The sequence below is a fragment of the Bacteroides sp. ET489 genome, assembly GCF_030518095.1.
Taxonomy (GTDB): Bacteria; Bacteroidota; Bacteroidia; order Bacteroidales; family Bacteroidaceae; genus Bacteroides; species Bacteroides ndongoniae.
The window spans coordinates 55,847-69,171 of sequence record NZ_JAULLJ010000021.1; the positions used below are offsets into that span (position 1 = coordinate 55,847).

Here is a 13,325-nt window from a genome sequence, read left to right on the forward strand (position 1 = left end):
CATATCCCGTTTTACACATAAATATTTTACAAATAATGATTACGTATTTAAAACTCATTCTATTTCTACCAATTAGTGTAGTCTATTTATTATTTTATGCCTTTAGTAAAAATCTAAATATAATCAATAAAGACATAGAAAGATGGTGTCTTGAGGAACATATTCCATTTAAAAATAGATACATTCAATTAATATATTTACTTCGTTTTCATAGATGTTTTAGAAATATCTTTTATTTCCGGATTAATTATTTTCCTAATATACTCAAGTTCTTATGTCCAGCATATACTTCTCTATATATTACCCAATATATTCCAAATAAGCTTTCAGATATTGAAGGTGGAGGGTTATATTTTCATCATCCATTTAGTACAATCATCACAGCACGATACATTGGCAAAAATTGCATGTTTAGACAGTTAACAACAATTGGAGTAAAATCAAGACAAAAATATCTAGATTGCCCTACAATTTTGAATAATGTAGATTTTGGAGCAAATGTTACTTGTATCGGAAATGTAACTATAGGCAACAATGCTATCATAGGCGCAGGTTCTGTCGTTGTAAAAGATGTTCCTGATAATGCAATCGTTGCAGGAAATCCTGCTAAGATTATTGGATATAGAACATTAGAATAGCAAATATCATGCATATCCTTCAAATAGCTTCCGGTAATTTCTTTTCTACCTACGGAGGAGGACAAGTCTATGTGAAGAATATTGTTGATGAAATGATTTACCAACAATGTTCCTTGCAAGTAATTTCATTTGTTTCCAAAGAGGGATCAGTTGAAAAGAAGCAATATAAATCGATTGATTTGTATGAGGTAGGGAGAGAAGGTATTAAAGACCTGCAACAGTTAATCAGACAAATCAACCCAGATATTATTCATGCCCACAGCCACAAAGCTGAAATAATAAATATTGGAAAAGCGTTAGATATTCCGGTGATAGTAACTGCCCATCATGGTGGTATTGTCTGCCCGGCAGGAACGTTACTTAATTGCAATGACCGGATCTGCACTCAACCAGTGTCTCACCAACATTGCTTAGCCTGTTGTTTGCGAAACATCCGCAGCGGAAAATATTGGTATCCACTAATGCGGTTGCTTCCTCAAAAAAGTTATCAACAATTAGGGAAAGGACTATCGAAACTTCCATTTTTACCGTTCATTACTCCCATCGGTCAAACCGCTTTGTCAATTGAACATAAAAGAATGGAATGGAAAACCATTGCGGAAGGTTGTATCCGAATGATAGCCCCGTGCTATGCCATTTCCGAAGCCATGCAACGTAACGGATTGGATAAAGATAAAATCGCCATTCTTCCTCATGGCATTCCCTTACCGGCATTCGTGCCCTCCTTTCCACCTGTTATCAACGGAAAGATCAAGTTCTTCTACGTAGGTCGTATTTGTTATGTTAAAGGACTACATGTTCTATTACAAGCATTTTCTTTGGTGAATAACCCACACATCGAATTACATCTAATCGGCGGAACAGGAAACAAAACTGAAAGAAGATACGAACATCAACTGAAAAAGCAATATGCTTCTGACCCTCGCATTATATGGCATGGCAAAGTTACACCGGAGCAGGTATTTAATACCATCCGAGATTTCCATATACTGGTTCATCCTGCAATCTACCTTGAAGTTTTTGGATTAAATATAGCCGAAGCATTAGCCATGGGAAAACCTGTATTGGCTACCCGATGCGGAGGAGCCGAAATGCAAATTGAAGAAGGAGTAAACGGGTGGTTGGTTGAGCCAAATGATGTAGAAGAACTTACCCCAAAAATACAGGAAATAGCTATACATTTCAACCATCATAAACCAGAGAACTCGACAAGTAAAGTAATATCGATTCAGGAACATTGTAAATCGTTAATAAGATTGTATGAAGAAGTTACTCATTGATATCAATTCCATCGTGCCTTACTATGTCTTTGGTAAAGTAAACGGCATTGGGCGAACTACGTTGGAACTGATCCAAACATTAGCCAAAATAGATAATCTGCCTTTTGAAGTAATACTTTATTCCCAAAATATGAAAGGAATAGGTGGACGTAATACGGAATTGCCATTCAAGAACTGCCATGTTTACCTGCCTCATCGGGAGAAAATAGACAAGTTATTGGCAAAATTTCCTGTGAGAGAATGCTTAACCGGATATAACCTGATGCACATTCCACATAATTTTGAGTATGTACATCGTCCGGAGAAATGTGTAGTAACACTACATGATGCTTTATTTATGAGAATACAGGAAAAGGCTTTCGAACACGAAAAGATGAAGTTAATTGTTCCGCCTTTCATACAAAAATGTAAACATGTAATTACTTGCTCCAATGCATCTAAAAAGGATATTATAAAAACAATGGGAATACCCCCTGAAAAAATATCTGTCATATATTGGGGAGTAAAACATGATATATTCTATCCGCAAGTAAATAAAATTCGTGTAAAACAGGAACTCCAATCAAAGTTCAACATTGTCAACCCATTCTTTTTAAGTGTATCTTGCAATACAGAGCGCAAGCGCACCGATGTTTTAGTAAATAGCTATCTCACTCTGTTAAAGGATAAGCAAATTAGCCATGACCTAGTTTTGGTATGGGGAAATCCTCCTCAAACTTTATTAGACGAAATAAAACGAAGTGGATTCCAAACACGCATACACTTTTTAAAGAACATTTCTGATACGGATTTGGCTCTATTATATAATGGTGCTACAGCTATGTTCTTCCCTTCTAGTTATGAAGGCTTTGGATTACCTTTATTGGAAGCCATGGCATGTGGTGCTCCTGTAGTAACATGCCGTAACAGTTCGTTAGACGAAATTGCAGGAGAAACTGCCATTTATTTGGAAGAGCCTGTTTCTGAAAGTTTGATTAATACACTATACGATATTGAGCAAAACCATTTCGATCTTAATATGTTAGTTGAAAAAGGAATAAATCGGGCATCACATTTTACATGGAGAAAAACAGCAATAGAAACTATAGGAGTATATTCTAAAGCTTTAGATTTAATATGACGATTCTTATTTGTATTCCCTGCCTACTGACAGGCGGTACAGAAATACAGACCCTCAACTTAGCACGAGCTTTGGTTAGGGGCGGGCATCGAGTTGTCACTGTATGCTACTTTGAATACAGTCCGGAAATGGTTACCCGATTCCAACAGGCTGGAAGTGAAGTGGTTTGTCTGAGTAAAGACGGAACACGCATCGGAGGCTGGAAAGGAATCGGCTTTCTCTACAAAGGATTTCGGAAGGTATTAAAACAATATCGGCCGGAAGTGGCACATGTACAATACATGGCACCGGGAGCGATTCCAATCCTGTTGTTACGCCTTTTAGGTATGCGCCAAATCATAGCAACCGCACATACGGCGGCCGACATTTATCCAAGCCTGCGACTGGTACACTTCGTTCAGCAACATTGTATACGAGCATTTACCTGCATTACAGAGCGGGCTGAACGTTCGTTCTTCGGAACATCCCAGCTATATAACGAACAAACGCAACTGAAGAAACGAAATCACTTCACGATATACAATGCCCTGCCTGCAGGTATTTCTATCTCCCAACAAGCTAAGAGTAAAGATAAGCCATTAACAATTGGCGTAGTCAGTCGCTTGGAAAGTATCAAAGGGATGGACTTGGTAGTGCCTGCCTTTGCGCAGGTAAAAACGTGTCACTCGGAAATGCAACTGCTGATAGTAGGTGACGGAAGTCTGCGAAAACAGATGGAGAAGCAGGCACATAAAACTGGATTGGAAGAAACTGTAGAGTTTGCAGGACGGCAACCACAGGAGAAGTTATCAAGCTACTACGACCGCATAGACATCCTGCTGATGCCCTCACGCAGCGAAGGCTTCGGGCTGACAGCCATTGAAGGTATGGCACGCGGTTGCGTAGTTGTAGCTGCCCGTACCGGAGGTTTACCGGAAGTAGTACGGGATGGAGAAGTGGGATTGCTTCACGAAACGGAACAAATAGAGGATCTGGTCGCCCAAATCAATAAACTGATAGAAAAGCCAGCCCTTTGGAAACAGTTTTCCAACGAAGCAACCACGTACGTACAGCGATTCAGCTTCGAACGTTTCAATCAATTATTCAATAACTTATATCAAAAAATAGAAAATAAGTATTAAGTTCTTTAGTTTTTGAGTCCATAAGTTATTGTCATACTTCAACTCAAAACTTAAAAACTCAAAAGCTCAAAAACTCAAAAACTTACAATATGATTTTACTCAATTATCTTTACTTCCTGATAATCACATTTATCGGTTACAAATGGCTGACCTCCTCGGAAGGAACCATGACGAATCCATTAAACAAACAGGAACAAATGTGGCTGGATGGCCCCGAAAGATTCTGGGTGCTGACCTTTTCCACAGGCTTACTTGCTCTTTCTGCCCCGGCGGGATTGGACTTGATGGCAGTCCGTCTATTGGTACTGGAAGTGTTCTGCCTGATTGGATTACTATTTATTTGCAAACGAAAGCCGCAATGGACAGCCGCTTCCGTCGTTTATGCCGTGTTTATACTTTGGCTAGTTATAGGCTTAGCCTACAGCCCCGCTCCCGGATACGGTTTCCGGGTCATCCTGAAATACCTCTATCCCCTATTAATCATGCTATTTGCATCAGCAGCAGTACGTGATACAGAAGTATTCCTGAAAGCTGGATTGGGAGCACGAATAGTAGCTGTAACTTCCATAGTGATAGCTTTCATACCCATGTTAGAATGGACACTTTTTCCAGGAGTATTTTGGTATGCAACCGCAAGGGCCATTAACTTTATCTCCATATGTATATTCTCACTAGCTCTTTTTTATTACACTAATGACAAAAAGAAAAATCTATTTTACTCCATTTTGTTCATATTACCTTGCTTTATCTGGGTGTTCAGGACCTCCATCATGGGAAGTTTAGTTGCCATTATGGCATTCTATTTCATCAAATACCGGATGCGCTCTCTACCCATTATAGTTGGTATAGTGATAGCCGGTGTGATGGCAGTATTCTTTATTCCTTCCCTACATCAGAAGATGTTTAAAGACAATTCTAGCAATATTGAACAATTCAAGAGCGGAAATTTAAACATGGATGACGTAAACACCAATGCACGAGCAGCCATGTGGGAGTATTTGGAGAATAAATTTTATCAAGGTCATGAAATAACAGGTTCCGGAACAGGATCTGTGCAACAATATATGTACAATAATTATGTATTTGGTGGGCTTACAGTTCCCCATAGTGATTTTGTACAGATGTGTTGTGATAATGGTTTAATCAGTCTTATACTATATACAATGATTGCATTATTAGTCTTTTACGACTGTTTCAGAACCCATTATACTACCAACAATACTGGAGTAAAAATATGTTCAATAGTTGCCGGGGCATCCATGATGGGAGTGTTTGTTACATTGTATTCGGACAACGTAGTCAATTACTCAATGGCCACCTTATCCATGCCATTCGGCTTTTATGGAATGATGCTAGGACTTAAACAAAATAATATAAAATGATTTCAGTTGTAATCCCTTTATACAATAAGGAACAAAGTATTACTTCTACACTTCAAACTGTACTGGGACAAAGCTATCAGGACTTCGAAATTGTCATTGTAAATGACGGTTCTACAGATCACAGTATAGAAGAAATAACAAAAGTAACCGATCCACGTATTCGCCTAATCCATCAATCTAATGCTGGCGTATCCGCCGCACGTAACCGAGGAATAGCAGAAGCGCAAGGGGAATACATTGCTTTTCTTGATGCAGATGATGAATGGAAGCCTGACTATTTGAAAACTCAATATGAACTCACACTGAAATATCCTGCATGCAGTGTTTTTGCCTGTAACTATGAATTTAAAGATACACAAGGAAGGGTGACACCGACCATTATCAGAAAACTTCCTTTCAAAGGTGAAGATGGCATTCTTTCTAACTATTTTGAAATAGCCAGTTATTCACACCCTCCTTTGTGGACGTCTGCCGTGATGGTTAAAAAAAACTCCATACAATCCATCGGAGGTTTTCCTATCGGTATAAAATCGGGAGAAGATTTATTGACATGGGCACGATTAGCTGTAAAATATAAAATAGCATTTTCGACAAATGTATATGCACGATATAGTATTCCCCCCAAAAAACAAGCAAACAATTATACACGAGATATTCAAATAAAAGACGTTAAAAAAGTACCAGATTTTATAGGTTCTGAAATAGAATCTTTCTATTTAAACAGTGAAGGGAAACTCAAAAAAGACATACGTCTATATCTCTCTTTTTGGTATAAAATGCGCGCCTCTATCAATTTGAGTTTAGGATATAAATATCCCGCCATTTTATGTGCGAATCGCTCTATATATTTCAATCCTTTAAATTGGAAAGTATATAGATTTTACATTATCACTTTATTCCCATCATCTTTAATAAAAAAAATATTATGTCGCTTTCGAAAGTAAAAAAAATATTATTTTTTGCATCTGATTATAAAATTGGATTAAGTAGTTTATTGACTGATCAATTAATTGCCTTTTCACGCTATGGCATAGATCTAATTGCTATAGCAGGAGAGAAAGAACAAGAACAAGGATTAACGGAAAAAATTAATAAAGAAAAGGAAATAACAATCAATCGAATCACAGGTTTAGATGAACATACAGATTTCAAAAGATTAGCGAATGCATTAAAAAAAATCATAAAAGATAATGATATTCATATCATCCACGTACAGAACAATTGGCAATTAGCTTTAGTCAGTTACATAAAGTATAAGCTATTATTTAAATATAAAATAAAGATAATATATACACTACATGGTTTTCGTCACAATAACGCATGGAAATCTCATATAGCGCAAATTGTTATTGGCACCGCTTTACTCCTTTTTGCTGACAAAATAATCTGTATGAGTTGCTATTTAAAACAAAAATTCAAATTGCTGTCATACAAAATAGAATTACTTCCATTAGGTGTACCTGATTCTTTTTTCACGCTTCAAATTCCTCCTTTACCAGGAAACGGACTGCAGATGATCTTTCCTGCACAATTCAGACATGGAAAAAATCAAGATATAATTATCAGAGCTTTTGCTGAACATATCAAAAAAAACAATGATAGTATATCTAAATTGAGACTTCCTGGAACAGGGGAATTAATATCACAAATGAAAGAATTAACAATAAAATTAGGAATTTCTGATCGTGTCGAATTTCCCGGATTATTACCGAAAGAAGAAATCCGACAGTTGTATTTAAAAAGTAATATTGGCATTATTTCCAGTAACAGCGAAACTTTTGGGCAAAGCATTGTTGAACCATTCGTTCTAGGAAGGTGCATTATTTCTACACCTGTAGGAATTGCTAACGATATAATAAAAGAGGGGATAAATGGATACATATATAACACAGAAACAGAATTAGTCCAAATATTTAGTAATCTTTATTTTCACCAACAAAGAATTTTTCAAATAGGACAAAATAATTTAAAAGAAAAAGATATTTTCAATTGGAAAAGTATTAGCCAGAAATATAATAACAAGATTATTAATACTTTATAAATTTATCCAATATGAAAATACTACTCGTCCATAACGACTACGGGAAATACTCTGGCGAAGAAGCCGTGGTTGACCGACTGGCTGCCATGTGGACAGTACACGAGCATAAAGTGATACAACTGCGCCAATCGACCGCAGGAAGCCGGGAAAGCCTGACGGGCAAAATACGGGGATTCTGTGCAGGACTGTATTGCCCAAGTGGCGTGAAAGCCATGCGGGAGGTACTGCAACGGGAAAAACCGGATGTGGTGAACGTACACAATCTGTACCCTTTCATCAGCCCTGCTGCACTGTTTGAATGCAAGAAAGCCGGGATTCCCGTGGTAATGACCGTACACAATTTCCGATTGATCTGCCCTACGGGACTATTTATGCGGAACGGAAGGCCTTGTGAGCGATGCTTGGAAAAAGGGAATGAATGGGGATGCGTGCGGTATAACTGCGAACACTCGCTACTGAAATCGGTGGGCTATGCAGCCCGCAATGCGGTGGCACGGCTGACCAAGGCGTACAGTGAATGTGTGGATAAGTTTGCTTGTATCACAGACTTTCAACGAAAGAAGCTGATAGAAGCGGGATTTGCAGCAGACAGGATTACCGTTATTCCCAACAGCATGGAGGCTCCAGTAAGTTATACGCCCTCGATAGGAAACTATGTAGCATACATCGGGCGGTTGAGTTATGAAAAAGGATTTGACCTGCTGATAGAAGTGGCACGCAGGCATCCGGAAATAGCGTTTCGCTTTGCCGGAGCACAACGCAGTGCCACAAGCATAGAAATTTCGGAGAATGTCAATTTCATGGGATATCTGCATGGAAAGGAACTGGAAGACTTTATTCGCAACAGCCGCTTTATAGTAATGCCAAGCCGATGCTATGAAGGTTTCCCCATGGCAATTCTGGAGGCTGCCCAATATGGCAAACCGACAATTGGACCGGATCATGGAGGATTTACGGAAATCATCGGGAAAGGAGCAAAGGCTATCGGACGGTTATTTATTCCGAATGATATAGCTGACTTAGAACAACAGATTGCTACACTTTGGGAACAACCGGAAATGGTAGAAGAACTGGGAGAAAAGGCTTTCCGGAAATTGCAGCAGGAGTATGCAACAGAAGTGGTGTATGGGAAATGGAATGAATTGGTTGAGGGGTTAAGGTTGAAGGATAAAGGATGAGGGATGAGCGTTGAGGGTTTAGAGTTAAGGAATAATTCAACATAATGATAGGTGCTTTAAACCATAAACAGTAAACCTTAAACTTTTATATACCACAGAGGGCACAGAGTTGCACAGAGTAAAAATTAAGGATTTGCGAGTATCTGTTTTGTGCCATCTCGTACCATGATGCTTAACACAATCTACTCAAACATTTTATTTTCAAAGTTTCGATAACTAAAGATAATCAATATGCAAACGTATTTCAACATCCGATATGAATTTGACCGCAAGGCGGTGTGGGAACGCATCGACCGGCAGGTGAAGGAAGGAAAAGCGGACTACATCTGCGTGGCGGACGGAGTGATTCTGGACCACGCAAACCGGAACCCGGAATACCTGAAGGTGGTGAACGGGGGAATGTTCGCCATCTGCGACAGTAGCTATGTGCCGCTGTACCTGAAGTGGATCTATGGAAAAAGGTATGAACAGTACTGCGGAAGCCAGATCTTCAGGGACATCGTGGCGGGACGGAAGTATCGCATGATTTTCATGGGAACTTCGCAGGAGACGCTGGACGGGCTGCGCAACAGGCTGGCGGAGATGAACCCGGAGGTGAAGGGGATGAAGTTCATAGAGTTGCCTTTCAGAAAGGTGGAGGACTTTGACTACCCGGAGATAGCACGCACCATCGAGGAGGACGGGGCGGACATCGTATGGGTGGCCTTGGGAGCACCGAAGCAGGAGATCTTCATGAGTCTGCTGAAACCGCACCTGAAACGGGGGGTGATGATAGCGGTAGGGGCTGCCTTTAAGTTCTACAGCGGAACGGACGTGCAGCGGGCGCCGGAATGGATGGTGAAGCATCATCTGGAGTTTGTGCACCGCATCTACAAAGAACCGAAGAAGCAGCTGAAACGTTGCTGGGGCATTGTGTCGACACTGCCCGGACTGCTGTGGGGAGAATGGAGAAGGAGCAAGAAGCAACCGAAGGTAAGGGCATGAGAAAGGAACTGATAAGGCTGGTTTGCATCGTGGCTGTGCTGGCGGGGGTATGCCGGATGACAGCAATGGCACAACCGGCCATCCCGGCGGGTCAGGTGGACCTGTTTATGGGGGTAGACTTCAACTACCGGGATCTGTTTCACAACGGAAGGGTGTATGACTTTCTGATAAACCTGACGCCGGGCGTGAAATGGAACATGGGAAAAGGATGGCAGGCGACGGCGCAGGCGATGGTGCCGGTGGTGAACCAGTATGGGGCGTACTACAAACGGGTGAGGCTGAACATGGCGGCCCTGTCGAAGGAAGCGCACTGGGGGGAACGATGGCACCTGAGGGTGACGGGAGGCTTGTTTGACGACGAACGCTACGGCGTGGATGCGAAAGGCATGTACGTGGTGAACCGAGCACTGGCACTGGAGGCACAGGCGGGCTTGACGGGTTTCTGCTCGATGGCTACGGGATGGGCTGCCAGCACGCCGGAACGGGTGATCGCACTGGTGGGTGCGAATGTGTATCTGAACCGCTGGAACACGCAGTTCAGGGCACGGGGCGGACGGTTTCTGTACGAGGACTACGGAGCGGTGGCAGAGGTGATGAGACACTTCAGGCACTGTACGGTGGGCGTATATGGACAATATAGTGACAAGGGAAAGGCGAACGGAGGATTCAAGGTGATCATGATGATTCCACCCTATAAGATGAAGAGACGGAAGGTGAACGTAAGACCGGCAACGAACTTCCGACTGACGTATAACCAGCAGGGCGATGCGTATGCCAACGCCGTGTATCGGACGGATCCGGAGGAGAACGAAAGGGAAGGATGGTTTGGCCTCACCCCCGTCCCCTCTCCCAAGGAGAGGGGGGAGGAGCGGATTGAGGATTGAATGGGTGATAATCTGCGTAATCTGTGGTGAATAAGGTTTAGGGTTGAGGGAGGCTTAAATTTAAAATTAAAAGTGAAAAATTAAAAGTTTGGAGTTTAGCGTTGAGGGTCGAGGGTTGAGGGTTGAGGGTTGAGAGTTGAGAGTTGAGGGTTTAGAGTTGAGAGTTTAGCGTTTAGCGTTGAGAGTAGTCAATGTATTGGCTCTAACTTCTTTAACTTCTTAACTCCTTAACTCCTTAAAATAACGATTGTGAAAAAAATAGATATCTATAGAATAGTGATAGGGCTGTGTCTGCTGATGCTGGGAAAGACGGCGGGGGCACAGGAATATAGCGGCATTACGGGCATGGTGCATGTGCCGACGGCGGAAATGGCTCCGGAGGGAGAGGCACGGATAGGCGTGTTCTTCCTGAACAGGGAGTTTACGCCGGACAACCTGAAATGCGAGGGAGCGAAGTATCATACGGCTGATTATTTTCTGGCCATCACGCCGTTTCCGTGGATTGAGCTGTCGTACACCTGTACGCTGATGAAGGGTATCAGCAATGCGGGAGAAGTGGGCTATAACATGAAGGACCGCTACTTCTCGATAAAGGTGCGACCGCTGAAGGAGGGAAAATGGTGGCCGGCAGTGGCCATCGGTACGCAGGACCCGGGAAGAACCATCGAATCGTATGAAGGGAACCTGACGTACTTCCAGAACTACTACGTGACGGCCAGCAAGCACTTCGTGAAGCACGGGCATGAGCTGGGGGTACACCTGGCTTACCGCTACTTCCGCGACACGACTCCCAACCGGAAATGGAAAGGAGTGGCGGGAGGCATCACGTACCGGCCGGCATTTGCCAGGAATTGGCGTGCCATAGCTGAATATACGGGTAACGAGGTGAATGCGGCGGTGGACTGCAAGCTGTGGAAGTATCTGTTCCTGCAGGCATCGCTGCTGAATGGGAAGTATTTCTCGGGAGGGATGTGCTTCAAGATACAGTTGATGTAAAAGAATTAAAAATGAAAAGTTTTTATAGTGCTGATTATCGATTGAAAAAGATGTTTCGCTCCGCTCAACATGACAGAAAGAGAGCAGTATCTTCCTTTGGCCCGTTTGGAAGAGGAGGCTTTATCAACAGACATCTCAATATACTCAACTTCGCAAGCTCAAGTTATAGTTGACGAGTTAACAAGTTGACGAGTTGACAAGGGGATTAAACAGGGCGTTCCCTGCCTTGTAGACTTGTTAACTGAAGCCTTGCCGACTAATAAATTGAGTACACTTACGAATTGAAAATCAACGAAGTTAAACTTAAATACAAATATTTATCAATTTATTTATTAATCAATTCATTAAAAACAAAAACAGACAATGAAAAAGTTTATGAATTTTGGAGTGCTTGCACTCCTGGGAATGGCACTGACGTTCGGTATGACCTCATGCAGTGACGATGATCCGGATTACAGCAACGTGACTCCGCCAACGGTAGAACTGGCTAAGGCTAACATAAGTGGTATGGTTACCACCATAGGAGGCAAACCGATTGAAGGTGCTAGAGTTAGCGCACTGATGGGTAGCGATATGCTGACCGCCATGACGGACGCTAACGGCGAGTATAAGCTGGAAGGAGTGAAAAACGGTACGTACACCATGCAAGCAATTGCGGACGGCAAGCAGACCATGAGCGGTAGCGTGACGGTGGCTGATGGCGAAACTGCTGCATGGAACACCAGACTGTCTAACGAGGCTACAACTGTCAGCGTAAGCCAGACGGAAGAGACCAGCGTGGAAGTAGTAACAGAAACTCTGGAGAACAACGAAGAGGCTCAGGTGACAACTGTAACCGTTATTCCGGCTGCTGCTGTAGAGGAGGGTGAGGAAATCATCGTAACACCGGTATACAGCACGGACTATGTGGCTACAAAGGCTGCTACTACCAAGGACTTCATGGTGATGGGTATCAACATCAGTTGCAGCAATCCGAATGCAGTGCTGAAGGCTCCTATCAAACTGACTTTCGACCTGACTGACGACGTTATAGCTCAGATCAAGCCGATGAAGGAAGTAAACGGAAACTGGGTAGAGGCTGAAGTTACGGAAGAAGGTGAAAAGGTGGTGTTCACGGTAGATGCATTCACGACTTACTCGCTGTTTATCAACGCTACACTGAACCAGAACGCATCGACTGAAGCAATCAGCTTTGCACAGGCTGAGTATGACAACCTGTATGGTGCAAGCGAAATGAGCGTAGGTACAGCTACTTATACGTACAAGATGGGATCGGAAATCGGACAGCACAGCAACTTGCTGGGTGCTTATCTGGCAGAAATCCTGGCACAGCAGATGGCGGGTTCGACTGTAAAGACTGTGAACGGTTCGTATGAGATCAACGTAACTCTGCCGATAGGTACTGCCCTGACACTGAGCGGTAAGCAGGCTGTAGAAACGACTTCGATTGCTGCCGGTTCGACTACTGTATCGGGTAAGAGCTATGGCAAGGTTAGCGTAACAGCCAACACTTACAACCGTCAGCATAACGGTGGTACGAATTAATGAGGAGTGAAGGATGAGGGGGTGAGAATTGAGGGTTTATGGTTGAGAGATGAGGGGTGAGGGGTGAGGATTGAGAGAGCAGATGGCGAAGGCTGAAGAGAGCAACATGTGCTTCGGATTGTCGCAGATTAAAAATATAAAAATCCGTGCCATCCG

The 13,325-nt window shown here is 42.5% G+C and carries 12 protein-coding genes; all 12 read left to right on the forward strand.

Features of this window, described 5'->3' with window-relative positions:
- The first annotated feature begins 35 nt into the window (after positions 1-35).
- The 12 genes from Q3C19_RS11945 to Q3C19_RS12000 all read left to right on the forward strand — a co-directional run bounded on the left by Q3C19_RS11945 (position 36) and on the right by Q3C19_RS12000 (position 13,169).
- Positions 36-638, forward strand: coding sequence for a serine acetyltransferase (locus Q3C19_RS11945; RefSeq protein ID WP_302729534.1), 603 nt, complete (start codon positions 36-38; stop codon positions 636-638).
- An 8-nt stretch (positions 639-646) separates the two neighbouring features.
- Positions 647-1,918 (forward strand): glycosyltransferase family 4 protein, encoded by a 1,272-nt coding sequence (locus Q3C19_RS11950; protein ID WP_302729536.1) that lies wholly within the window; start codon positions 647-649, stop codon positions 1,916-1,918.
- On the forward strand, positions 1,899-3,038 hold the full coding sequence (locus tag Q3C19_RS11955) for a glycosyltransferase family 1 protein (RefSeq protein WP_302729538.1): 1,140 nt from the start codon (positions 1,899-1,901) through the stop codon (positions 3,036-3,038). Before Q3C19_RS11950 ends, Q3C19_RS11955 begins: the two co-directional genes overlap by 20 nt.
- Positions 3,035-4,159 (forward strand): glycosyltransferase family 4 protein, encoded by a 1,125-nt coding sequence (locus Q3C19_RS11960; protein ID WP_302729540.1) that lies wholly within the window; start codon positions 3,035-3,037, stop codon positions 4,157-4,159. Before Q3C19_RS11955 ends, Q3C19_RS11960 begins: the two co-directional genes overlap by 4 nt.
- 89 nt (positions 4,160-4,248) lie before the next feature.
- On the forward strand, positions 4,249-5,541 hold the full coding sequence (locus Q3C19_RS11965; RefSeq protein ID WP_302729542.1) for an O-antigen ligase: 1,293 nt from the start codon (positions 4,249-4,251) through the stop codon (positions 5,539-5,541).
- Positions 5,538-6,485, forward strand: coding sequence for a glycosyltransferase family A protein (locus Q3C19_RS11970; protein WP_302729544.1), 948 nt, complete (start codon positions 5,538-5,540; stop codon positions 6,483-6,485). The genes Q3C19_RS11965 and Q3C19_RS11970 overlap by 4 nt, the downstream gene beginning before the upstream one ends.
- Positions 6,467-7,582, forward strand: a complete 1,116-nt coding sequence (locus Q3C19_RS11975) for a glycosyltransferase family 4 protein (RefSeq protein WP_302729546.1) — start codon at positions 6,467-6,469, stop codon at positions 7,580-7,582. Before Q3C19_RS11970 ends, Q3C19_RS11975 begins: the two co-directional genes overlap by 19 nt.
- Before the next feature lie 11 nt (positions 7,583-7,593).
- Positions 7,594-8,760: a glycosyltransferase family 4 protein gene (locus Q3C19_RS11980; protein ID WP_302729548.1), complete on the forward strand. Its 1,167-nt coding sequence runs from the start codon at positions 7,594-7,596 to the stop codon at positions 8,758-8,760.
- A 231-nt stretch (positions 8,761-8,991) separates the two neighbouring features.
- Positions 8,992-9,744, forward strand: a complete 753-nt coding sequence (locus tag Q3C19_RS11985; protein WP_277122169.1) for a WecB/TagA/CpsF family glycosyltransferase — start codon at positions 8,992-8,994, stop codon at positions 9,742-9,744.
- A gap of 56 nt (positions 9,745-9,800) precedes the next feature.
- Positions 9,801-10,628, forward strand: a complete 828-nt coding sequence (locus Q3C19_RS11990; RefSeq protein WP_302729553.1) for a YjbH domain-containing protein — start codon at positions 9,801-9,803, stop codon at positions 10,626-10,628.
- A 264-nt stretch (positions 10,629-10,892) separates the two neighbouring features.
- The gene (locus Q3C19_RS11995; protein ID WP_302729555.1) at positions 10,893-11,624 is read left to right on the forward strand and encodes a YjbH domain-containing protein; all 732 of its coding nucleotides are present in this window, start codon (positions 10,893-10,895) and stop codon (positions 11,622-11,624) included.
- A 363-nt stretch (positions 11,625-11,987) separates the two neighbouring features.
- A complete protein-coding gene (locus Q3C19_RS12000) occupies positions 11,988-13,169 on the forward strand; it encodes a carboxypeptidase-like regulatory domain-containing protein (protein ID WP_302729551.1) in 1,182 nt (393 codons plus the stop codon).
- Positions 13,170-13,325 lie beyond the last annotated feature (156 nt).

Excerpts from the sequence above, each read along its gene's own strand:
- Q3C19_RS11970 (WP_302729544.1), top strand. The coding sequence starts at position 5,538 with ATGATTTCAGTTGTAATCCCTTTATACAATAAGGAACAAAGTATTACT.
- Q3C19_RS11945 (WP_302729534.1), top strand. The coding sequence starts at position 36 with ATGATTACGTATTTAAAACTCATTCTATTTCTACCAATTAGTGTAGTC.
- Q3C19_RS11980 (WP_302729548.1), top strand. The coding sequence starts at position 7,594 with ATGAAAATACTACTCGTCCATAACGACTACGGGAAATACTCTGGCGAA.
- Q3C19_RS12000 (WP_302729551.1), top strand. The coding sequence starts at position 11,988 with ATGAAAAAGTTTATGAATTTTGGAGTGCTTGCACTCCTGGGAATGGCA.
- Q3C19_RS11990 (WP_302729553.1), top strand. The coding sequence starts at position 9,801 with ATGACAGCAATGGCACAACCGGCCATCCCGGCGGGTCAGGTGGACCTG.
- Q3C19_RS11965 (WP_302729542.1), top strand. The coding sequence starts at position 4,249 with ATGATTTTACTCAATTATCTTTACTTCCTGATAATCACATTTATCGGT.
- Q3C19_RS11975 (WP_302729546.1), top strand. The coding sequence starts at position 6,467 with ATGTCGCTTTCGAAAGTAAAAAAAATATTATTTTTTGCATCTGATTAT.
- Q3C19_RS11985 (WP_277122169.1), top strand. The coding sequence starts at position 8,992 with ATGCAAACGTATTTCAACATCCGATATGAATTTGACCGCAAGGCGGTG.
- Q3C19_RS11960 (WP_302729540.1), top strand. The coding sequence starts at position 3,035 with ATGACGATTCTTATTTGTATTCCCTGCCTACTGACAGGCGGTACAGAA.
- Q3C19_RS11950 (WP_302729536.1), top strand. The coding sequence starts at position 647 with ATGCATATCCTTCAAATAGCTTCCGGTAATTTCTTTTCTACCTACGGA.
- Q3C19_RS11955 (WP_302729538.1), top strand. The coding sequence starts at position 1,899 with ATGAAGAAGTTACTCATTGATATCAATTCCATCGTGCCTTACTATGTC.